We start from the raw sequence: 22,705 nt of genomic DNA, 5'->3' as shown, positions 1-22,705 counted from the left end.
CTCTATCCGGTGCGCGACTCGGTCCCTACCGGACCGTCGCGCTCTTCAGTTCTCTCGATCACCGCGAACGCCGCCGCGGTGTCACCGTCGTGGGTGAGTGACACATGGATCGTCGCACCCGGCCCGAGATCGGCCGCTATGCGGCCGTACACCCGTACCGCCGGGCGTCCCCAAGCATCGGAGACCACCTCCACCTCCCGCGCGCCGACCTCCTTCTCGGCCGGCCGCTGGGCGTAGAAGCCCGACGAGAACGCCTTGAAGACGGCCTCTTTGGCCGCCCACCGGGCGGCCAGAGAGCGCACGTCGCCCGCGGCGTCCCGTCGTTCGGCGGGACTGAACGACGAGAGCATCGTGGTCCCGGGTTGCGCGAGTTGCTCCGCGAACCCGGGCACGTGCACCACGTCGATCCCGACTCCCACCACGGCCATGGCGGAAGCCTATCGGGCTACCGGCATCCGTCGGCGCAGTACGTGCCGTCGGGTCCCAGCCGCACGGCCTCGTCGAGCAGCAGGGCCGCCTCGGTCCGGTCCGTCGCCTCCGAGGTCGCGTCGGCGCCGAAGCGCCGGCCCGCCGGGGGCTTGCGGTACAGGCCCGACCGGCCGCACATCGCCGAGAGCACCGCGCGCCGACCCGCGACCTCGCGCTCCCGCGCCGCCGCCAGGTACTCGGCGCGCGCCGCCGGGTCGAGCGAGGCCAGGAAGGCGTCGCGGTGCACGACCGCGATGAGGCCCGAGACGTGGCCGAAGCCGAGCGAGGTCAGCAGGCCCGCCTTGGGACGGAAGCCCTCGTCGAACCGGTGCGTCTCCCGCAGCCAGACGAGGTGCGGGAACTTCCGCATCTCGTCGTCGACGCAGTCGAGGCTGCGGTTCGGCGGGAGCACCTGCTCGTTGAGCATCTGGCACATGCCGATCAGTTGGAAGGCGGCGGCGCCGCCCTTGGCGTGACCCGTCAGCGACTTCTGCGAGACCACGAACATCGGGGCGCCCTCGGAGCGACCGATCGACGCGGCGATCCGCTCGTGCAGGTTCGCCTCGTTCGGGTCGTTCGCGTTGGTCGACGTGTCGTGCTTGCTGATGATCGAGACGTCGTCCGCCGCGACACCCAGCTGCCGCAGGCTGCGGGCCATCGGGGCCTCCGGGCCGCCGGCGGCCACAGACAGCGCGCCCATGCCCGGCGCCGGGATGGAGGTGTGCACGCCGTCGCCGAAGCTCTGCGCCCAGGCCACCACGCCGAGCACCGGCAGGCCCATCTTCGCCGCGACGTCGCCGCGGGCCAGGAGGACGGTGCCGCCACCGTTGGACTCGACGAAGCCGCCGCGACGGCGGTCGTTGGCGCGGGAGAAGCGGCGCGGGCTGATGCCCTTGGCCAGCATCTTCTCGCTGTCCGCGGTGGCCTGCATCATGCCGAAGCCGGTGATGCCCTCGATCGACAGGTCGTCGAAGCCGCCGGTCACCGCGAACAGGGCCTTGCCGACCTTGATCTTGTCGACGCCCTCCTCGACCGAGACCGCCGCCGTGGCGCAGGCCGCCACGGGGTGGATCATCGCGCCGTAGCTGCCGATGTAGCTCTGCACGACGTGCGCGGCGACGACGTTCGGCAGGGCCTCCTGCAGGATGTCGTTCTGGTTCGGCTCGCCCAGCAGGGTGTTGATGAACAGGTCGCGCATCGAGCTCATGCCGCCCATGCCCGTGCCCTGCGTGTTGGCGACGTGCGAGGGGTGCACGTACTCCATCAGCTCGGCCGGCTCGAAGCCCGCGGAGATGAAGGCGTCGACGGTGGCGACCAGGTTCCACAGGGCCAGGCGGTCGACCGACTCGATCATCTCGGGCGTGATGCCCCAGTGCGTGGGGTCGAAGCCGTCCGGGATCTGCCCGCCGACGCTGCGCAGCAGCTTGGTGCGGCGCGGCACGCGGATCTCGGTGCCGGCCTTGCGGGTGATCCGCCACTCCCCCGTCTCCATCGGCACGGCGACGGTGTTCTCCGGATCGGCGTCGACGAAGGCGCGGGCCTCCGCCTCGTTCGCCACCACGAAGGACATGTCCTCGGGCAGGAAGACGGACACCAGCAGCGGAGCCGTCTGGTCGATGATGTCGCCGTCGTCGCTGAACTCGCGGATGCCGCAGCGCTCCACGACCGCGTCGTGGTACTTGTCGGCCAGCTCGGCCTCGGGCACCAGGTCGCCCGACTCGGCGTCGTACCAGCCCGGCTCCGGGTCGTTCTCCCAGGTGATCATGCCGGTCACCCAGGCGAGCTCGGCGACGCCCGCGGCGGAGAGCCGCTCGTCGACCTCCATCTCGAAGCGGGTGCGCGAGCTGCCGTACGGGCCGACCTCGCCGGCGCCGACGATGACGACCATGTCCTCGGGCCGGGCCTCGATGGCGTCCCAGTCCGGCTCGCGCAGCGTGGCGACCGGGGCACCGGGGAGGGCCGCGATGGTGCCCTCGTCCTCGGCCTCGGCGGCCTCGGCGAGGCGGGCCTCCATGGCCTGCTCGGCGAGCGCCTTCATGTCCAGGTTCACACCGCCCAGGCCGCCGGTGAGGTCGTCGAACAGCGGGGCCGTCCCGGCCCGCTCCCGCGCCTCGGCGCTGGCGTTCGCGAGCAGCTTGTCGGCCATCTCGAAGGTCGACCAGGTGCGCACGCCAGCCGCCTCGACGGCCTCGACCAGCGGGTCGTTGCCGCCCATGAGGCCCGTGCCACGGACCCAGCCGATGATCGCGTGGGCCAGGGTGACCCGCTCCGACCAGGACTTCTCGGCGTTCCAGCGGGTGACGAGGGCGTCCAGGGAGGCCTTCGACTCGCCGTAGGCGCCGTCGCCGCCGAACATGCCGCGGTTCGGGGAGCCCGGGAGCACGACGTGCAGCCGCGAGGCCAGGTCGGTGTCCTTGCCGATGGCGGCGAGGCCGGCGATGAGCCGCTCGACCGACCACAGCAGGATCTTCATCTCGAGCTCGGCGCGCGGCCCGGCGTCCGACATGTCGCCCGAGACGCGGGGCGCCGCGAACGGGAACAGCATCGTCGGGACCAGGGCCTCCTTGTGGACCGTGGTGTACGGGCCCACGGTCTCGGCCTGGCGCTCACCGATCCACTCGACGAGCCCGTCGACGTCGGCGTAGCTCGCCATGTTCGCCGGGACGATCCACAGGGCGGCGTCGGTCCGGGCGCTGGTGCGGTAGAGCTCCTTGAAGAAGTCGAGGCGCTTGTCGTCGAGCCGGCTGGTCGTCGCGATCACCGTCGCGCCGCCCGCGAGCAGGCGCGCGGCCACCGCCGCGGCGATCGACCCGGCGGAGGCGCCCGTGACGACGGCGACCTCACCCGCGTAGACGCCCGGCTCCGGGCTGCTCTTGGCCAGGCCGGAGAGGAAGGCGTACGCCCGGGCGTGCTCGGTGCGGCCGGCCTCGGTGGCCTTCTTCTCCCACCACTGCGCCTGGTCCTGCAGCGCCTTGCCGGCGCCCTTGGCGGTCTCCAGGATGTGCTTGCTGTAGGTCGGGAAGGTCGCCGGGTCCATGTTCCACACGCGGAGCAGGTCCTCGCGGGCGCTGGCCCAGCGGTCGTCGATGAGGACGGCCTTGTTGGCGTCGAAGGCCGGCGCGACCGCGTTCGCCCAGTCGTCGCCCAGCTCGGTGGCGATCAGCGCGGCGAGCCGCTCCGACTCGTCGTCGAGCGAGGGCAGTCCGCCCTCGACGGTCCCCAGGCCCAGCTTCTGCAGCAGCACGCGGGCCGACGCGGCGAGCGCGCCGTCCTCCCCCGTGATCGCGGAGGTGAACTCGGCGAGCGCCGCGGCGTCGACGGTCGCGCCGCCGCCCCCGCCGCCGGCGGAGGGCTTGCCGACCGGCACGCCCTGCGCGGCGCCGACCTCGGCGACCGCGCGGTCGATCAGCGCGTCGAGCGCTGCCGCGTTGGAGACGGCACCGTCGAGCAGCGTCGCGAGGTCGCCGCCGCGGACCGAGGCGCCCTCGCGGGTGCCGGTGGCCAGCGCGAGCACGGTGTGCTGGGCCCAGCCCGGGCCGAGCTCCCACGTGCCGGTGACGTACTCGGTGATGTAGTTCGGACGCTTGCCGGTGGAGCCCAGCAGCTTGCGCAGCTGGTTGCCGACGGTCTCCGAGAGCACCGGGCCGAGCGGCTTGTAGGTGCGCGCCAGCTTGGTGACCGTGCCGGCCAGCGTGGGCAGGTCGGCCTCCGCGGCACCGTCGATGGCGCCGAGGTTGAGCTCGCTGCCCAGGTCGAGGAGCAGCTGGTTGCGGCGCGAACTCACGCCGTCGCACAACGTCTCGATGGTGTCGGTCTTCTCCAGCTGGTCCGGACGCATCTTGGTCCAGATCGCGATCATGGCGCGGGTGGCGTCCGCGGCGTCGAAGCCGAGGTCGGCCGGGCGGGGGCCGCCCGACGGTGCGCTCGCCACCGGTGCGGCAGCGGGTGCTGCGGCCGGGGCGGCAGCGGCGGGCGCCGCGGCCTCGGCGGGCGCGTCGGTGCCCTCGTCCTCCTCCACGTCCTCGTCGGTCGCGAAGACCTTCGCGGCGTCGCGCTCAGCGTTGAGCACCGTCGCGGCGGCGCGCTGGTACGAGGCCAGGGCCAGGGTGCGGCTGGCGAGGTTCGCGAGCGTCGGGGCGGACGCGAGGCCCACCTCGATGAACCGCTCGACGCCCAGGCCGCCGTGGTCGGTGTCGATGAGCAGCTGATCCTGCGTCTCGATCCACCGGACCGGGCTGGCGAACTGCCACGCCAGCAGCTCGATGAGCAGCGTGCGGGCCGTGGCCATCGGGTTCGCGGCGGCCGCGTCCCAGTCGGCGACGAGCTCACGCACCGGCTCGCTGGGCACCACGTCGAGGATCGAGACCGCGAAGTCGGCGGTCAGCTCGAACGGGCGGGCCACCAGGTTCGGCAGGTACTTGCCGACGAGCTTGGTGTAGTCGAACTCGGCGGGCACCAGCTCCTGCAGGCGCGCGGCGAACTCCGGCACGCCGTCGCGCAGGACCGAGGAGTGGAACGGGATGTCGATGCCCGGCACCAGCTGGAAGGCCTTCGGGCTGCCCGTGCGCTCGGCGATCGCCTTCTCCAGCGCGTCGAGCCCGGCCTGGTTGCCGACCACGACGTACTGCGCGCCGCGCAGGTTGAGGTTGACGATCTCGGCGAACTCGTCGGCGCCCTCGAGGTTGCCCTCGACCCAGTCGGAGATCTCGGCGTCGTCGACGTCGAAGAGCTCGGGGCGGAGCGCGGCCATCGCGTAGGGGCTGCGGCCCTGCTCATCGCGGGGCACCAGCTGCTGCATGATGCGGCCGCGGTGGAAGACGGTCTCGAGGATCGTGCCGAGCGGCAGCACGCCGGCGGAGGCCAGCGCGTTGTACTCGCCCACGGAGTGGCCGGCGATGATCGGATCGTCGACGCGGGCGCCGATCTCGGTGAGCTCGGCGAGCTGCGCGCAGGCCACGGTCGCCATCGCAACCTGGGTGAACTCGGTCAGGTACAGCACACCGTCGGGATGGGTGTAGACGGTGCCGTTCGCGCGGATCGACAGCGGGTTGTCGCGGACCACGGCGAGGATGGAGAAGCCCAGGTTCTCGCGGGTGTGCGCGTCCGCTGCGTCCCAGACCTCGCGCGCGGCCTTGCTGCGCGAGCGCTGGTTCAGCCCCATGCCCTTGCCCTGGATGCCCTGTCCCGGGAAGACGTACGCGGTGACGGCCGGGAAGGCCACGGCCGACGCGGCCATCACGAGATCGTCGCCGACCCGCGCGGTGACCTCGAGCAGCTCGCCGCCGCGGTCGATGCCGACGCGCTCGACGGTGAACTGCACCTCGTCGCCCGGGAGGACCATGCCGAGGAAGCGCGTGGTCCAGCCGCGGATCTTGCGGTGCATGACGTCGCCGTTGGAGGCGGAGGCCACCTGCTGCGCGGCGGCCGAGAGCCACATGCCGTGGACGATCGGGCCGGGCAGGCCGGCCAGGCTGGCGGCGACCTGCGAGGTGTGGATCGGGTTGTGGTCGCCGGAGACGGCGGCGAAGCCGCTCATGTCCTGCGGGGCGTTGACGACGGCCTGGCGGAGTCGCTTGCGCGGGGTCTCGGTGGCGGTCTCGCCGCGCGCGCCGCCCGCGGGCTGCGGGTCGGCCAGCTCGGCGGCGCCGGTGCGGCCGCGGATCGCGAAGCGCTCGGTCATGACGACCGCCGGGGCGTCGGCGCCCGGGGCGCGGACGTCGATGCCGACGGTGACCACGGTGCCGATGTCGGTGGCGGTCACGTCCTCGAGGCGCGCGGTCGCGCGGTACACGCCTGGCGTCGGGTTCGCGGCCAGCTCGATCGCGTGGTCGAGGTGCACCAGGTCGAGCATGCCCTCGACGACGGGGCGGCCCTCGGCCGTGGTGGCGGCGCCGACCACGGCGAAGGACGCGGGCCAGCACAGGCCGACGAAGGCGTCCGGCACGGCCAGCTGCTCGTCGCCGTACAGGGCCGACAGGCCCACGGGGAGGCTGTCCGCCGTGATCGCCGCGTGGTCGGCGGCGTCCTCGGCGCGGAACTCGAAGTCGATGGTCGCGGCGCCGTCGGCGACGGCGGGCAGGTCGCCCGCGGCGGCCAGGGCCACCAGCTTCGACATGGACTCGCTGGCAGCGCCGAGCTCGATGACGGGCACGCCGCCGTCGGCGCAGCTGTCCGGGACCTGGATCGGGATCACGAGGTCGGTGCCCGAGACCGGGATCTCCAGGACGACCGCGTTCGGGCCGGTCACCCGCAGGCGGGCGCCGGTGGCGGAGTGCAGGGCGGAGTCACCGTCGGCCTCGACGGTCCAGGTGCTGCCGGCGCCCAGGCGGGCGATCGGGCTGTGCACGAGGCGGCCGGCCCACAGGATGTTCGTGGCGGCCAGGGCCCGCGCGAGCGGCACAGACTGGACGCCCGGCACGACGCGGCGGCCGGCGACGGCCTCCGCGACGACGCCTTCGCCGAGGCGGCGACGGACCAGCTCGGCCTCGAAGCGGTTGAGCAGGTCGCCGACGGGCTCGTCGACGCGGGTGATGCCGGCGACGGCCTCCGGGCCGGGGATGATGCACACCTCGTCGGCCGAGTAGCGCGGCGAGTGCGCCTGCCACAGCGAGTCGGAGCGCCACCAGCGGCGGACGTCCTTGTCGACGACGGGCACGAAGTTCACCGGCTTGCCGGGGGTGCGGCACAGCGAGACGAAGAAGGGCACGTCGGCCGGGTGCAGCCGGGTGTCGGCCGCCTCCGGGTAGCGCTGCAGCAGCCGATCGAGCGCCGCGTAGGCGTCGTCGGTCGCGGTGACGTCCGCGAAGCCGGTCTCGATGGGGCCGCGGTCCTCGGGCGCGAGGCGGGCCTCGGCGCGGTGCAGCATCGACAGGAAGCGGTCCTGGTGGGTGATGTCCAGCCAGCCGTAGTCGCCGAAGCGGCTCGCGTCGGCGGCGGCGAGCTGCTCGCGGGTGCCGACCGAGAGCTCGAGGTAGCGCTCGAGCCACTGCGCGTAGGTCATCGCGTCGGCGTCGCCGAAGTAGGGCTTGGCGGTGCCGGCCATCGCGGCGACGATCTCGTCGCGGCGCTCGGCCACGGCGTCGCCGTCACCGGCGACCTCGTCGAGCAGGCGGCCGCACGCGGAGGCGGTGTTGTCGATCTCGTGGATGTCGGCGCCCAGCTGGCTGCGGCCCGACGCCATGCCGCCGCCGGCGTGGCCGGCGCCGATCCAGGCGGGGGTGCCGGGGATCTCGGCGAGCAGGCGCTTGACGTCGTCCGACGTCGTGGCCTCGAGCGTCGCCATCGCGGCGGTGCCGACGAGGATGCCGTCGACGGGCATCGCGGGGGCGCCGTACTTGCGCGACCACTCGCCGGAGAGGTACTGGGCCGCCAGCTCGGGCGTGCCGATGCCGCCGCCGACCGCGAGGACGACGTTGTTGCGGTCGCGGAGCTCGGCGTAGGTCACGAGCAGCAGCTCGTCGAGGTCCTCCCAGGAGTGGTGGCCGCCGGCCTTACCGCCCTCGACGTGCACGATCACGGGGAACTGCGGGACCTCGGCGGCGATGCGCGCCACCTGGCGGATCTGCTCGACGGTGCCCGGCTTGAAGGCGACGTGCCGCATGCCGGCCTCGGTGAGCTCCTCGACGAGGGCCGTGGCCTCCTCCAGCTCGGGGATGCCGGCCGTGATGATCACGCCGTCGAGCGGGGCGCCCGTAGCGCGGGCCTTCTGCACGATGCGCTTGCCGCCGAGCTGCAGCTTCCACAGGTACGGGTCGAGGAAGAGCGAGTTGAACTGCGCGGCGCGGCCCGGCTCGAGGAGCGCGGTCAGCTTCTCGACGTTGTCGGCGAAGATCGGCTCGGTCACCTGGCCACCGCCCGCCAGCTCGGCCCAGTGGCCGGCGTTGGCGGCCGCGGCGACGATGCCGGGATCGACGGTGGTCGGGGTCATGCCGGCGAGCAGGATGGGGCTGCGGCCGGTGAGCTCGGTGAAGCGGGTGGACAGCACGGTGCGGCCGTCGGGCAGGGTCACCAGGCGCGGCGAGAACTCCGACCAGGCGAGCGGGAGCTCCGGCACGCCGCCGGGCGAGAAGAGGTTGCGGGCGCCGCGCAGCGTGGTGGCGGGCACGAGGCCGACGCCGCGGCCGCGCGCGGGGGCTGCGGAGAGCTTGGTGGCGATGTCCTCGGGGCCGAGGTCGATGAGCCAGCGGGCGCCCTTGCCGATCGCGCCGTCGACCTCGTCGACCCAGTCCACGGGCTCCACGAGGACGGCCGCGGCGAGGCGGGCGGCGGTGGCGGCGTCGAGGCCGCAGCGCTCGGCCCACTCCGTGACCAGGCCGACGCCGTCGGCGAGGGCGGGGTGGTGGAAGCCGATGTCGACCGCGACGTCCTCGAACTTCGGCGCGAAGGCGGCGCCGCCGGTGAGCTTCTCCTTGCGCTGTTCCTCCTCGGCCTCGGCGACGGACTCGCAGAACTCGCGGAAGCCGGCGAGCAGCTTCGGGGTGCCGGTGAGCACGAAGGAGTTGCGGTTGTTGCGCACGGCGAGCACGGGGCCGCAGGCGTCGAAGGCGACGGTGGCGGTGAAGTCGGCGAGCAGCTTCTCGAGCTTGTCCCGGCGGACGCCGGTGACGGCCATCATCGGGGTGGCGCCGCCGAGGGCGACGAGGCCCTTGCGGCGGGCGACGACGCGGCCCGCGGCGCCGATGAGACGCGCGATGGCAAGGAGGTCGCCTTCGTTGCCGCGCGAGGCGAAGGCGGAGACGGCGAGCAGGCCCTGCGAGTGGCCGATGGCGGCGACGGGCGGCACGTCCCACGGGTCGAGGCCCTGGGCCTCGAGGCCGTACAGGGCGACGAGCTGCGCGAACAGCACGCCGGGCACGGAGAAGACGGCACCGTCGACCTGCGGGGCGAGCAGCCGGCGCGCCGCCGGACCCGCGGCGGCCTGCGCCTGGTCCTCGTCCTCGTCGGTGGTCTCGGCCTCGGAGGCGGCGATCGAGGCGTCGCGCCAGCGCATCGGGTCGAAGGTCAGGGCCTGCGCCCGGAGCAGCTCGGCGCGGACGGGCTCGAGCACGCTGTCGGCGCGCGCGACGAAGCCGTCGAAGAGGTCGCGGTACTCGGGATCGTCGGCCAGGCCGGTCTGCTCCAGGAGCGAGACCAGACCGGGCAGCCAGGGGCCGCCCTGGCCGCCGAAGGTGAGCGCGTACTGCTCCCCCGCTGCCAACCTGTCCACCAGCGCGTCGTTGCTCCGCGGTCCCTTGGCGGTGCGTGCATTGGCGGTGACGAAGTCGTCGACAGTCATGAATCTCCTCGGATCAGCTCGCTGCGCGCCGCTATGACGGCACGTCCGCGGCAGGCCCGCGGAAAACCCGTATTCCATGAGACCACAGGATTCGCACTACCTCTGACGTGCAGATATGTAACCAGTCGGTATACCGGCGAGTAGCTTGGAGATATCGATTCACGGGTGTATCCGACTGCCGATACACCCATGAATCCACGCAGGTCCACCACCACGTGACCACGATCACCGATGTTTCCCGCGAGTAGCAGTTGTTATCGAATCGTTACCTACCCCATCGCCCCGTCGACGGTCGGTAGTCTGTGCCGATGCAGCCCGGAATGCACCCTTCCGACCGCCCCGCCGCAATCCCCGTCCCCGCCGCCGTGGCGGAGTTGGTGCGTTCCGCCGAGTCCATCGCGGTGCTCACCGGCGCGGGCATGAGCCGCGAATCCGGCATCGCCACCTTCCGCGAGGCGCAGACGGGTCTCTGGGAGCAGTACGACCCGGAGGCGATCGCCTCCGTCGACGGCTGGAGCCGCGACAACGCCCTGGTCTGGGGCTGGTACCAGTGGCGCGCGCACGTCGCGCGGCAGGCCGATCCCAACGACGGTCATATCGCCCTCGCCGAGCTGGCCTCGCACCGCACCGTCTCGATCGTCACGCAGAACGTCGACGACCTGCACGAGCGGGCCGGCTCGCGGGTCATCTCGCACCTGCACGGCAGCCTGTTCGCGCCGCGCTGCGAGCACTGCGGGACGCCCTACCTCGGGGCGGACGCGTTCCTCCCCGACGACGCCGACGTGGAGCCGACGCTGCGCGCCACGCCGCCCACCTGCATGCACTGTCTGTCGCTGGTGCGGCCCGGCATCGTCTGGTTCGGCGAGCCGCTGCCCATGGACGCGTGGAGCCGCGCCGAGGCCGCGGTGGTCATGGCCGACGTGGTGCTCGTGATCGGCACGTCGAACATCGTCTATCCCGCGGCGCGCCTGCCCGAGACGGCGCTCGCGGCGGGGATCCCGGTGATCGAGATCAATCCGGAGGCCACGCCGCTCAGCGAGGCCGCCTCGTACCACTGGCGGGGCACCGCCGCGACGACGCTGCCCGCCCTGGTCGCGGCGATCAACGCGGGCGCGGCTCGCCAGTAGCGGGCGGCGCCGAAGGCGCCTGCGGGCGCGGGGAGTCCGGCGGACCGTCGGACTTCCACTGGCCGATGACGCCGGGGCCGACCAGCGGCATGCCGCCCACGATCTCCTCGCCGTTCTTCCGATCGATGAGGTACGCGGGCAGCCGGTGCCGGCCGTCGCCCTGACCGCGCTGCGCGCCCGCGCCGGCCGCCGGCATGCCGTAGGGCCCCGTCGAGGGCCGCGCGCCCGTGGTGGTCGCTCCCGTTCCGACCTGCGGCGCCGCGGATCGCGCGACCGCGGCGTCCTGCCGCAGGCCGAGCGGCGAGGCGGTGCGCCCGACGTCGCCGCGGCCGCCGATCCCCGACAGCCCGGCGCCGGTGCGGGCCGCAGACGTGACGGGGACGCCCGTGGACGGCGAGAGCAGCGACGACGGCGTCGCGGTGTCGGCGAGCGGATCGTAGGTCGCGTCGTCCGTCGTCGGGTCGCTGCCACCCCCGAGCCCCTCGCCCGCGCCCGCGCCGGTGTCGCCGCCGCCGGTGCCGCTCCCCGTTCCCGCGCCGCCACCCGTCCCCGTCCCCGTTCCCGTGCCGGTGCCGGTCTCGTCCGCGGCGGTGTCCGTGCCCGTCGTCGCAGTGTCGACGGGGTCCGTCCCGGTCACCGCCGTGTCGGTCCCGGCACCGGTGCCCGTGTCCGTCGTCCCGCCGTCGCCCGCGCCGGCGCCGTCGGTCGGGGACACCGTCCCGGGCTCCGTCGGCGCCCCGGTGCCCGCGGCGTTGTTCTTGGTCGCCGCGGGCCCGACGTGGCGGAAGTCGGTGCGGCCGCGGCTCTCGCCCAGCGGCAGGGTGGACGCGGATGTCTGGACCGGCGCGGAGTAGGTGCTGCGCACGCTCTCCGCGACCTGGTTCCGATAGCCGGAGTTCGACCACGCCTCGTCGCGGGAGGGCGGATCGGGCAGGTCGCTGAACTTCCCGTTCGTGGTCGTCGCGGTGTCGGACAGATCCTCGACGTCGCCCACCAGCCGGCGCAGCGCGACGGCGTTCGTGTACGCGCGGTCGGTGTACTGGCCGATCTCGACGTACGACTGGTCCTTGGCCTCGCCGCGCCAGCGGGCGCTCAGGAGACCCGCGTCGCGCTGCAGCTCCGCCAGGCTGTCGGCGTGCGAGTTCCCCGCGCTGCCGATCGCACGCGCGTCCGCCGCGACCCCCGAACCGGAGAGCCCGCGCGCGAAGTGCCGTATCTCGGAGACCGACATCTGCTCCCACGCGGTCTGACCGATGCCCTGGAAATCCGTCACATCAATTGGACGCACCAGGTGCGCCCGCGGTTCCCGATCCGCCGGATTAGGGTGAGCGGGGTGAACGACTCGATCGCCATGCCCGACCGCGACACCGTGCTGTGCATGTCGCTGTCCGGCCGACCCAGCAGCATCGGCACCCGGTTCCACAACTACCTGTACCGCGAGCTCGGCCTGAACTACCTCTACAAGGCCTTCACCACCTCGGACCTGCCCGCGGCCATCGGCGGCGTGCGGGCGCTCGGCGTGCGGGGTTGCGCGATCTCGATGCCGTTCAAGGAGGCCGTGATCGAGCTGGTCGACGTGATGGAGCCGTCGGCGAGTGCGATCGACTCGGTCAACACGATCGTCAACGAGGACGGCGTGCTGCACGCGTACAACACCGATTACGCCGCGGTCGCCTCCCTGCTGGCCTCGCACGGCGTCGATCCGACGCTCCCCGTCGCGGTCCGCGGCTCGGGCGGCATGGCGAAGGCCGTGGTCGCCGCCCTGCGCGACCACGGCTGCGCCGACGTGACCGTGGTGGCCCGCAACGCGGGCGCCGGTTCCGCGCTCGCGGACCTGTACGGCTTCCGACACGCGACCGAGGCGCCCGACGGTGCGCGGGTCCTCGTCAACGCGACACCCGTCGGCATGGCGGGCGGTCCGGCGGCCGAGGACCTCTCCTTCCCGGCGGCGCTCATCGCGGCGGCGGACACCGTCTTCGACGTGGTGGCGATGCCGCCCGAGACGCCGCTGGTGCGGGCCGGGCGCGCCGCGGGCACGACGGTGATCACCGGTGCGGAGGTCATCGCGCTGCAGGCCGCGGAGCAGTTCGTGCTCTACACGGGCGTCCGCCCCGACCCCGAGCTGGTCCGGGTGGCGTCGGAGTACTCGCGCGCCTGATCCGGGGTCGCCCGGGTGTCGGGCGGCCTACTCCGTATCGATGTCGAGCCCGACGGGCTCCCACAGCTCGACGGAGCCGTCGTCGGCGCGCTCGCCGACGGTGAGGGCGCGCTGCAGGGTCAGCGGGCGGACGCCCCGGCGGTCCAGCGCCTGCACCACGACGGACATCGCGGCGTCGGCGTCGGTCGCGAAGACGGACTCGCGGACGCGGACGAACTCCCAGCCGCACCGTCGGAGCTCGCGCTCGCGCTCGATGTCGGACCGGGCCTGCTCGGGCGTCGAGGCGAAGTCGGCGCTGTCGCACTCGACGGCGAGCCGGCCCTGCTCGCCGGTGACCACGAGGTCGATGGAGCGGTTGTTCACCACGACCTTCGGGTTGACGTGGTAGCCCATGTCGCGCAGCCGCACGAAGACCTGCTGCTCGAAGAGGTTGTCGAAGGGCTCGACGCGACGATCCGTCGGCACGTCGGGCGGCATCGGCTGCGCCACTTCGACGTCCGCACGGGTGACGTAGCGCAGCAGCGAGGCGCGCAGGTCGTTCGCCTTGAGGTCCTGCTCGTCGACGGACGTGAACAGCCACAGCTGATCGCGGGCGCGGGACGCGGCGACGTTGAACCGGCGCTGGAAGTCGCGGCCGGTCAGCGCGCGGAAGCGGTAGTCCGGCGCGACGACCATCGACAGGAGCACGACGTCACGCTCGTCGCCCTGGAAGTCGGGGGGCGTACCCACGCGCAGGCGACGGGCGTCCCACTCGTCGGGGTCGATGCTCTCGCGCAGCCGCCGGTACAGCTCGTCGACCTGCCCCTGGCCCTGCAGCGCGATCACGCCGAAGGTGCGTCCGGCGTAGAGCGGGTCGGCGAAGCAGCGCACCAACTGGTCGACGATGGCCTGCGCCTCCGTCGGGTTGCTGATCCGCGCGCCCTCGCCCACGACCTTCGCCTTCGGCACGTGCGTGACGCGCAGGGGGACGGGGCGGTCGGCGCCGTAGTGCCGCACCGGGATCAGCGGCGCATCGCTGTAGAACTGCCGCGAGCTGAAGTCGATGATCTCCGGCATGCACCGGAAGTGCTCGCGGAGCCGCACGGTGTGCCCGAAGCGGGTGCGCAGCAGGGTGAACAGGCTGGACCGCGGGGTCAGCGAGTCGCGCAGGTAGGGCGGGATGTCGGGCAGCTGGGCGTCCAGCCGGGCGAAGACGTCGTCGAGGCTGACGCCGGTGAACGCCGAGGGCGCGCACTGGTTCTCGTCGCCCACGACGATCACGCGCGGAGCGAGCCACAGCAGGAAGGAGCTGGTGATGTCGGCCTGGCTGGCCTCGTCGACGATGACCACGTCGAAGGCGTTGCGCTCCGGGGAGATCGACGCGACGACCTGCGAGATCGGCATGATCCACGCGGGGACGGCGGACTGCGCCTGCCGCATCGCCTCGCGCGCCGCGACGCGGAAGCGCTCGGCGTGCCGGCCGGAGCCGCGCCCGATCGAGGAGACATGGTCGCGGTAGGCGTGCAGCGCCTGGATCTCGTCGAAGGTCATGCGGCGCAGGCACTGCCGCCACGCGCTCGCCGTCGCGATCCGGGTGGTGTAGTGCGCCACGTCCTGCTCCGCGGCCTGCAGGTCGGCCTCGAGCTGGGCGTCGTCGCCGGGGTGCACGCGGGACGCGGCCCAGGTGACCGCGCGGCGCCACGACCAGGCCGCGGCCAGTTCGGGCACCCGGACGTCCCACACGGGGTCGTCGGCGGTGCGGGCGACGAGGTCGAACAGGGCGGGCGCCTTGGTCCGCAGGCGCAGCGCGAGGAGGTCCAGCGCGCCGCGGTCGTCGCGCTCGGCGCGGGCGGCGTCCCAGGCGCGGCGGGCGTCGCGGATCGCGGGGTACTTGTAGCCGCGCAGGGCGGCGACCATCGCGTCGCCCTCGGGCGACGGTCCGCGCTCGACCATCTCCTGCACCTGCACCCGGATGGCGTCGAGCCGGCTGTGCGCGTCGCGCGCACCGGCGGCGGCGGAGATCGCGATCACCTGGCGGGCGGTCTGATCCGTCTCGGCGAGGTCCTTGGGTCGCGGCGCGTGCTCGGAGAGGGCCTGCATGGCCTCCACCAGGCGATCCCGTTCGGCGACGAGGCGCACGACGGTGCGTGCGCGCAGCAGCTGGTCGGCGGCCTGGCTGAGCCGCTCGCTGCGGCCCCGGGTCGCGGTGCGCCCGGACGGGTCGGTCGCGGGCGCCTCGAGCCCCAGCGCGCGCAGCACGTCGCCGACGCGGCCGATCACGTCCTCGACCTTGAGATGCTGTGCGGCGGCGCGCAGGTGCGCCTTGTCGGCCCCGTCGACACCGTCGACGACGATGCCGAGACCGGTCGCCTCGAACTGCTTCTGCTCGGGCTTGCGGAACCGCTTGCGCGGCTCGTTGCCCAGGGAGAGGTGGCGCGCGTAGTCCTCGATCGCGGCGCGATCGTTGGCGTCCGGGGTGTCGCTGAGCTGGACGACGACGCCCTCGAGCTCGCCGTCGGCGTTGCGGGCCGTGGCGATCTGCTCCTCCAGGCCGCCCAACCTCGCGGCGAGGTGCGCGCGGTCCCCGATGAGCATGTCCTCGGCCAGCAGCTGCGCGGACGGCGGGTAGCGGCGCACCCGCCCCACGAGTTCGTGGATCAGGTCGGCGCGGGCCCGGATCACGGCGAGGCGATCGGCGTCGACGCCGCCGAGGACGTGCGTCAGCGCGCCGCTGTCGGCGCCCGCCAACGGGGAATCGGCGAGGGTGGCGCACAGCGCCTCGAGCTCGTCGGCGTCGGGGACCTCGGAGAGGTTCGGAAGGTTGTGCGCGAGGCGGCGCGAGAAGTTCTCGTCGTTGCGCCGCAGCAGGGCGACGAGGCGGTCGAAATCGCGGGTGTCGAGCGGGGGCACCGCGCCGTCGACGGGGCCGGGCAGCCAGGAGTACTTGTCGGCGTCCCGGCGGACCTGGGCGACGATCTCCGCCGGCTTGCCGGAGTAGGCCGACGCCAGCCAGTCGGAGTCCTCGCTCTCGGCGGTGCGCAGCGACCAGACCTCGCGGACCAGCTCCTCGCGGCGCTCGATCGCGCGGTCCCGCTTGGCCCGCAGGTCGCGGATCTCGGCGTCGGCGAGGGCCTCGGAGTACGTGGACTTGCGGGTGGCGATCTCCGTGACCGACGCGGCGAGCGAGGCCGAGCCGTCCTTGGTCACGTCGGTGACGGACACGACCAGCTGGCGCACCTCCGGCGGCAGCTTCTCCTCGAGCACGGCGAGGGCCTGCGCCTTCTCGGAGACGACCAGCACGCGCTGCCCCTTGGCGAGCAGCGCGGCCAGCAGGTTCGCGATGGTGTGGGTCTTGCCGGTCCCGGGCGGTCCCTCGACCACGACGCCGGAGTCGGCGCCCATGTGCGCCAGGATGTCCCGCTGCTCGACGTTGGACGGCAGCACGTAGTAGGCCTCGTCCAGGAGCTCGAGCGGGCTCATCGCGCCGTCCACCGCGAGCTGCCGGATCCGCTCCTCCGAGCTCACGCCCTCGACGAGCTGCGCGAGCCCGATCGGCACGTCGCGCTCGGGGTCGGCGACGTCGGCCTTCATCGCGTCGTAGAAGCCGAGCAGGGGCGCCGAGCCGCGGGTGCGGAGGACGAGCGCCGGCGCGAACTCGACGTGCGCTCCCCCGTCCTTCGCCGCGGCGCCGAGCCACGTCGACGTGAACTCCTGGCACGCGGGATCGAGCACGGTGCGGGCGTTCTCGCGCAGCTCCGTCTGCAGTTCGGCGGAGCCGGAGAGGTCGAAGGACGGGAGCCCGGCCAGCAGCAGCGAGTCCTCGACGCGCGGCACGGAGTCGCGCGGGAGCACGACCGTCAGCCGCTTGCCGCGCCGGTCGCGCTCGAGCAGCACGGGCTGCGTGAGGAGGTGCGCGCGGATGGCGGTGTCACCGTCGCGGGCGGTGAGCAGGCCGGAGGCGAGCACCAGCTCCACCGACTCCGGGTGGTCGGTCAGCTCGTCGAAGACGCGCAGCAGCCGGGAGTGCGGCGAGTCCGGGGCGTCGTCACGCGGCACCGTGAAGATGGTGGCGCCGGGCTTGGCGTCGGCGTCCCAGCTGTCGGTGAGGGCACCGTCGCCGGTGAGCGGCAGCACCGCGAGGTGATCGTCGAGGTCCCGCGTCACGACGGACCGGGACCGGATCAGCTCGTCCAGGTACTGCAGCAGACGGACGACGCGATCCCGACGGCCACCGGGGCCGTCGCCCTGGTCACCGGCGGCGGTCATGCGCTCCTCGAGTCTCTCGGGTCGGCCGCAGCCGACAGTCGGCGCGCCCGGGTCGAGCTACACCTTGACTAAAGGTTAATACATCTGTGAGCAAACGCCGACACGCTCGTCACCGCTTGCGGCCCGCGCGGAAACGCTGCTTGCCCGCGCTCGGCCGGCCCGACGGTGCGCCCGGGTCGCGCTCGAGGTTGATCAGCTGACCCGAGATGCGGGTCCGCTCCAACGCGTCGAAGACGTCCCGGTCCAGATCGTCCGGCAGCTCCACGATGCTGTGATCCGGGCGGATGCTGATGTGCCCGAAGTCGCTGCGCCGCAGCCCGCCCTCGTTGGCGATCGCGCCGACGATCTGCGACGGGGTGGCGTGCTGCCGCTTCCCCACCGCGATCCGGTACGGCACCATCGGGCGGCCCGTCTTGCGATGGGTCGACGGCTCCCGGTCGTGATCCCGGTCCCGGCCCCGGGCGGGCCGGGCGTCGCGGTCACCGAAGTCGCGGTCCTTGCGGTCGCGGGCGTTGCGCTCGCGCTCCGGCGGATCGGGCTTGAGCAGGAACGAGGCACCGTCGCGCGACTGCAGCGCCAGCGCCGCGGCCACGTCGACCAGGGGCACGTCGTTGGCGCCCACGTAGTCCTCGATCAGCCTGCGGAACATCTGCAGGTGGTCGTTGGTGAGATTCTCGGTGATGGACTCGCCGAACTTCTCCACGCGGTGCGCGTTGACGTCCTCGACCGACGGCAGCCCCATCTCGGTGAGCGGCTGCCGGGTGGCCTTCTCGATGGCGCGCAACAGGTGCCGCTCGCGCGGGGTCACGAAGAGCAGGGCGTCGCCCTTGCGGCCGGCACGGCCGGTACGGCCGATCCGGTGCACGTAGGACTCGGTGTCGTGCGGGATGTCGTAGTTCACGACGTGGCTGATCCGCTCGACGTCGAGGCCGCGGGCGGCGACGTCGGTGGCGACGAGGATGTCGATCTTGCCCTCTTTGAGCTGGCCGATCGTGCGCTCGCGCTGCGCCTGCACGATGTCGCCGTTGATCGCGGCGGCCGCGTGCCCGCGGGCACGCAGCTTCTCGGCGAGCTCCTCGGTGGCCGACTTGGTGCGGACGAAGATGATCATCCCGTCGAACTCCTCCACCTCGAGGAGGCGGGTGAGCGCGTCGAGCTTGCGCTGGTGCGCGACCTGCAGGTAGCGCTGCGTGATGTTCGACGCCGTCGCCGTCTTCGACTTGACGGTGACCTCGACCGGGTCGTGCAGGTACTTTTTGGAGATCTTGCGGATCGCCGGCGGCATGGTCGCCGAGAACAGCGCGACCTGCTTGAACTCCGGGGTGTCGGCGAGGATCCGCTCGACGTCCTCCTGGAAGCCCATGGTGAGCATCTCGTCGGCCTCGTCGAGCACCAGGAACTCGAGGTTCGACAGGTCGAGGGTGCCCTTGGAGAGGTGGTCGATCACGCGGCCCGGGGTACCGACGATGATCTGCGCGCCGCGGCGCAGGCCCGAGAGCTGCACGCCGTAGCTCTGGCCACCGTAGATCGGCAGGACGGTGATGTTGGGCATGTGCACTGCGTACTTGCCGAAGGCCTCCGACACCTGCAGCGCGAGCTCGCGGGTGGGGGCCAGCACGAGCGCCTGCGGCTTGCGGCTGTCTCCGTCGATCTTGGAGAGCACGGGCACGGCGAACGCGGCGGTCTTACCGGTGCCGGTCTGCGCGAGGCCGACGACGTCGCTGCCGGAGAGCAGCGGCGGGATGGTGGCGGCCTGGATCGGCGAGGGGTTCTCGTAGCCGACCTCGGCGAGAGCGCGCAGCACGCGCTCATCGATTCCGAGGTCGAGGAAGGTCACCGGTTCGGCTTCGTTCTCCGGAGCCTGCGCGTCGTTGACGACGGCGGCGGGGGCGGTGCGCTCAGCACCGAATTCATCAGACATTGTTTCCCCAGCATAAGCGGTATCCGCCGCGCACGCGAAACACTATCGGAATCGGACATCCTCCGATAGGTTGTGCTCATTCCACTATCTGCATGAGGAGATGAAGTTGCGCATCGAGTCCACGGAACCGACCCGGACCCACGCACCGTCCGACAATCTGACCACGCGGGTCCGCGATCTCGCGTCGTCGGCACCGTCGACGGAACTGTTCCTGCGCCCCTCCGGTTCCGGCTGGTCGCCCGTGACCGCCGCCCAGTTCAACGAGCAGATCACCGCGGTCGGTAAGGGCCTCATCGCCCGCGGGATCGCGCCGGGCACCCGGATCGCGATCATGAGCCCCACGCGGTACGAGTGGGCGCTCCTCGACTACGCGAACTGGTCCGTCGGCGGTTCGACGGTGGCGGTGTACGAGTCGAACTCGGCCGCGCAGGTCGAGCACATCCTCGCGGACTCCGGGTCCGTCGCGCTCATCACCGACACCCGGGCCACGGCCGACCGGATCGCCGCGGGCGTGCCCGCCGACACGCAGGTGTGGGTCATCGAGGACGGCCTGGTCGACGCCCTGGTGGCCGACGGCGCCGGCGTCTCGGACGAGGACTACCTCGCGCGCGCGACCGCCGTCGACGCCGCCGCGGAGGCGACGCTCGTCTACACGTCGGGCACGACCGGCAAGCCCAAGGGTGTCGTCCTCACCCACGACAACCTGCTCAGCGAGTACGACGCGATCCACGCGGGCCTGGACAAGATGGCCGGGCAGAACGCCAGCACGGTGATGTTCCTGCCGCTCGCCCACATCTTCGCGCGCGCCATCTCCGTCGCCGCGGTCCAGCACTCGATCCGGGTCGCGCACACGGCCGACCTGTCGAACCTGACGGGCCTTTTCGGCGAGCTCAAGCCCACCTACATCCTCAGCGTGCCGCGCGTCTTCGAGAAGGTGTACAACACCATGAGCGCGAAGGCCGAGGAGGCCGGCAAGGGCAAGATCTTCAACGCTGCGGTGGACACCTCCATCGAGTTCAGCAAGGCCCGGGACACGGGCGGCGCCGGGCTCGTGCTCAAGCTCAAGCACGCTCTGTTCGACAAGCTGGTCTACTCCAAGTTGCGCGAGGCGCTCGGCGGCCAGTGCGATTGCGCCGTCTCCGGTGGCGCGCCGCTCGGCGCGCGCCTGGGCCACTTCTTCCGCGGCGCCGGCGTCACCGTCTACGAGGGCTACGGCCTGTCCGAGACGAGCGCGGCCATCACCTGCAACACGCCCACCGAGCAGCGGATCGGCACCGTCGGCCGGCCCGTGCCCGGCAACGAGGTCGCCATCGCGGACGACGGCGAGGTCCTGCTCCGCGGTCCCGTCGTCTTCGGCGGCTACTGGGGCCTGCCCGAGGCGAACGCCGAGGCGCTGCAGGACGGCTGGTTCCACACCGGCGACCTGGGCTCCCTCGACGCCGACGGCTACCTGTCGATCACGGGCCGCAAGAAGGAGATCCTGGTGACCGCGGCAGGCAAGAACGTCGCGCCCGCGCAGACCGAGGACGCGCTGCGCCAGCACCCGCTGGTCTCGCAGGCGATGCTCGTGGGCGACAAGCAGCCCTTCGTCGGCGCGCTCATCACCCTCGATCAGGAGGCGCTGCCGGGCTGGCTCGCGGCGCACGGGCTGCCGGCCGAGATGACGCTCGAGGAGGCCGCCGCCAACGACGTCCTGCTCGCCGAGATCGCGTCCGCCGTGGGGACCGCGAACGCGCTGGTCTCCAAGGCCGAGCAGGTGAAGAAGTGGAGCGTGCTCAGCACCGACTTCACCATCGAGGGCGGCGAGCTCACCCCGACGCTGAAGGTCAAGCGCAACGTCGTCATGGACAAGTACGGCGACGAGGTCGACGCGATCTACGCCTGATCGCCCCCGGACGACGAACGCCGCCCCTCCCCTGCGGGAGTGGGCGGCGTTCGCGTTCGCGGCGCGTCAGAGGTCGAACTGCGCGCGGATCTCGTCCGAGTTCTTCTTCTCGAAGTAGAACGAAGCGAACGGGATCGTGCCGGCGAGGAGCGTGAGGAAGAACCGCTTCGCGGGCCATCGGACCTTCGACCCCAGATCCACGGTGATGATCAGGTAGATGAAGTAGCACCAGCCGTGGACGGCCCCGAAGTAGAACAGCCACTCCGGGCTCTCCCAGCCGAACGCCGGGGCCAAAGCGTACTTGTAGACCATCTCCGCACAGAAGACCAGGAGGATGACACCTGTCAGGGTTGCCATGAAGCGGTAGCGCTTGAGCGCGGCGGCCACCTGGTCACGGCGCTTGGCCGCCAGCTTCTCCGCCGTCGGCGCGGGTGCGTCGGTCACTTCTTCTCCTCGGTCTGCTCGCTCCCCGCCAGTTCGGCGAGGAGCTTGTTGTACTCGTCGTGCGCCGGGTCGTCCGGCGCGGTGTCGGGGGCCGACGGTGCCGCCACCCGGGTGGGCAGGAAGCCGTCCGGGATCGCGGTCAGCGTGCCCGCGGGCGCGACCGTCGACCGCGGCGCGAGGGCCGGTCGCTCGACGGGGGAATCCTCGGGCGCGGCATCCGCGCCTCCCTCGGCCTCGGCGACGAGCCGGTCCTGCAGCTCCGCCTCGTCCTCGAGCTGCACGAACCGGCGGTAGCCCCAGACCGCCGCGACGGCGAAGAGCGGCCACTGCAGGGCGTAGCCGAGGTTCCGCGCGGAGCCCGCGGTGGACTCGAAGCGCCCCCACTGCCACCAGCCGAGCGCCAGGAACGCCACGGCGGCGATCACGACGAACGCGATCAGCGCGGGGCGATGACGACGACGTTTCACGACCTCGACGGTACCCGTCAACCCGGCGGTGTCCGAATGCCGGTATCGTGACCTGCGCCGCAGCGGAGAACCATCCACTGCCGCACGCGCCCGTGGCGGAATTGGCAGACGCGCAGGATTTAGGTTCCTGTCTGGAGACGGGTGGGGGTTCAAGTCCCCCCGGGCGCACTCTCCGAAACACTTCGTCACTAAGGTAAGGTTTACCTATGTGGCTCTCGCACTTCCTCGGCGTTGCACTGCCGCTGCTCCTCCTCCCCACCGTCGCGCTGTTCGCCTGCGCCACGTGGGGCCAGGCGGCTCTCGCGGGTGACTACCCCGCCGACGTCCGCGCCCTGATGCCCGAGTTCTCCGCAGCGGAGCGGCGCCGTGGCACCGCGCTCGCAACGCTCTTTCTGGTGACGCTCGTCGGGGCGGTCTTCACCGCCACCGTCACCTGGATCGACGGTGCCCCCGCCTCCGGGTTCCTGCAGGCCTACGGGATCGCCTTCGCGACCCTGTTCGCGTTCTGCGTGATCGACCTGATCTTCGACTGGATCGTGCTGTGCTGGTGGCGTCCGTCGTGGGTCGTCGTCCGCGGAACCGAATCGGCCGAGGGATGGGGCGACTACATGTTCCACGTCCGCGAGCAGCTGAGCCCGACGGGCCTGGCCGCGATGTTCGGCCTCCCCCTCGTCGTCGCGGCGGCCGCGACGGCCGCCCGCGCGCTGCTCTAGCGT

11 protein-coding genes and 1 tRNA gene are annotated in these 22,705 nt (G+C 72.4%); 5 read left to right on the top strand and 7 right to left on the bottom strand.

The window, feature by feature from the left end; all coding sequences use genetic code 11:
- Window positions 1–2: 2 nt before the first annotated feature.
- The gene (gene acpS, locus WFK95_RS19135) at window positions 3–428 is read right to left on the bottom strand and encodes a holo-ACP synthase AcpS (RefSeq protein WP_224646315.1); all 426 of its coding nucleotides are present in this window, start codon (window positions 426–428) and stop codon (window positions 3–5) included.
- Window positions 429–445: 17 nt separating this feature from the next.
- Window positions 446–9,742: a fatty acid synthase subunit beta domain-containing protein gene (locus WFK95_RS19130; protein ID WP_336671610.1), complete on the bottom strand. Its 9,297-nt coding sequence runs from the start codon at window positions 9,740–9,742 to the stop codon at window positions 446–448.
- A 308-nt stretch (window positions 9,743–10,050) separates the two neighbouring features.
- Between WFK95_RS19130 and WFK95_RS19125 the strand changes: the two genes are divergently transcribed.
- The gene (locus tag WFK95_RS19125) at window positions 10,051–10,869 is read left to right on the top strand and encodes an SIR2 family NAD-dependent protein deacylase (RefSeq protein WP_224646319.1); all 819 of its coding nucleotides are present in this window, start codon (window positions 10,051–10,053) and stop codon (window positions 10,867–10,869) included.
- On the opposite strand, the gene WFK95_RS19120 is transcribed toward WFK95_RS19125, so the two are convergent.
- A complete protein-coding gene (locus WFK95_RS19120; RefSeq protein WP_336671609.1) occupies window positions 10,844–12,142 on the bottom strand; it encodes a hypothetical protein in 1,299 nt (432 codons plus the stop codon). The two genes, WFK95_RS19125 and WFK95_RS19120, sit on opposite strands and share 26 nt — an antisense overlap.
- 78 nt (window positions 12,143–12,220) lie before the next feature.
- Between WFK95_RS19120 and WFK95_RS19115 the strand changes: the two genes are divergently transcribed.
- On the top strand, window positions 12,221–13,027 hold the full coding sequence (locus WFK95_RS19115; RefSeq protein ID WP_224646414.1) for a shikimate 5-dehydrogenase: 807 nt from the start codon (window positions 12,221–12,223) through the stop codon (window positions 13,025–13,027).
- Between the two features lie 27 nt (window positions 13,028–13,054).
- Here WFK95_RS19115 and WFK95_RS19110 read toward each other — a convergent pair whose 3' ends face one another.
- Together WFK95_RS19110 and WFK95_RS19105 are read right to left on the bottom strand one after the other, a co-directional pair.
- Window positions 13,055–17,272, bottom strand: coding sequence for an AAA domain-containing protein (locus WFK95_RS19110; RefSeq protein ID WP_224646323.1), 4,218 nt, complete (start codon window positions 17,270–17,272; stop codon window positions 13,055–13,057).
- A 109-nt stretch (window positions 17,273–17,381) separates the two neighbouring features.
- A complete protein-coding gene (locus WFK95_RS19105; protein ID WP_224646325.1) occupies window positions 17,382–19,193 on the bottom strand; it encodes a DEAD/DEAH box helicase in 1,812 nt (603 codons plus the stop codon).
- Window positions 19,194–19,293: 100 nt separating this feature from the next.
- Between WFK95_RS19105 and WFK95_RS19100 the strand changes: the two genes are divergently transcribed.
- Entirely contained in the window at window positions 19,294–21,078 is a 1,785-nt protein-coding gene (locus WFK95_RS19100) for an AMP-dependent synthetase/ligase (RefSeq protein WP_224646327.1), read from the top strand.
- A gap of 66 nt (window positions 21,079–21,144) precedes the next feature.
- Here WFK95_RS19100 and WFK95_RS19095 read toward each other — a convergent pair whose 3' ends face one another.
- Both WFK95_RS19095 and WFK95_RS19090 read right to left on the bottom strand, forming a co-directional pair.
- Window positions 21,145–21,522, bottom strand: a complete 378-nt coding sequence (locus WFK95_RS19095; protein ID WP_224646328.1) for a DUF3817 domain-containing protein — start codon at window positions 21,520–21,522, stop codon at window positions 21,145–21,147.
- A complete protein-coding gene (locus tag WFK95_RS19090) occupies window positions 21,519–21,989 on the bottom strand; it encodes a hypothetical protein (protein WP_224646330.1) in 471 nt (156 codons plus the stop codon). The genes WFK95_RS19095 and WFK95_RS19090 overlap by 4 nt, the downstream gene beginning before the upstream one ends.
- A gap of 86 nt (window positions 21,990–22,075) precedes the next feature.
- On the opposite strand from WFK95_RS19090, the gene WFK95_RS19085 reads away from it, so the two are divergent.
- Window positions 22,076–22,157 (top strand) — tRNA-Leu (locus WFK95_RS19085).
- 38 nt (window positions 22,158–22,195) lie between these two features.
- Complete coding sequence (locus WFK95_RS19080) at window positions 22,196–22,702, top strand: hypothetical protein (protein WP_224646332.1); 507 nt, start codon at window positions 22,196–22,198, stop codon at window positions 22,700–22,702.
- The last annotated feature ends 3 nt before the right edge of the window (window positions 22,703–22,705 follow it).

Source organism: Tsukamurella sp. USMM236 (assembly GCF_037148755.1).
Lineage (GTDB): Bacteria > Actinomycetota > Actinomycetes > Mycobacteriales > Mycobacteriaceae > Tsukamurella.
This window is presented reverse-complemented; position numbering and strand designations above follow the sequence as displayed.

Bases quoted from the DNA above. Each gene is read 5' to 3' on its own strand.
- acpS (WP_224646315.1), bottom strand. From the start codon at position 428: ATGGCCGTGGTGGGAGTCGGGATCGACGTGGTGCACGTGCCCGGGTTC.
- WFK95_RS19130 (WP_336671610.1), bottom strand. From the start codon at position 9,742: ATGACTGTCGACGACTTCGTCACCGCCAATGCACGCACCGCCAAGGGA.
- WFK95_RS19125 (WP_224646319.1), top strand. From the start codon at position 10,051: ATGCAGCCCGGAATGCACCCTTCCGACCGCCCCGCCGCAATCCCCGTC.
- WFK95_RS19115 (WP_224646414.1), top strand. From the start codon at position 12,221: ATGCCCGACCGCGACACCGTGCTGTGCATGTCGCTGTCCGGCCGACCC.
- WFK95_RS19110 (WP_224646323.1), bottom strand. From the start codon at position 17,272: ATGACCGCCGCCGGTGACCAGGGCGACGGCCCCGGTGGCCGTCGGGAT.
- WFK95_RS19105 (WP_224646325.1), bottom strand. From the start codon at position 19,193: ATGTCTGATGAATTCGGTGCTGAGCGCACCGCCCCCGCCGCCGTCGTC.
- WFK95_RS19100 (WP_224646327.1), top strand. From the start codon at position 19,294: ATGAAGTTGCGCATCGAGTCCACGGAACCGACCCGGACCCACGCACCG.
- WFK95_RS19080 (WP_224646332.1), top strand. From the start codon at position 22,196: ATGTGGCTCTCGCACTTCCTCGGCGTTGCACTGCCGCTGCTCCTCCTC.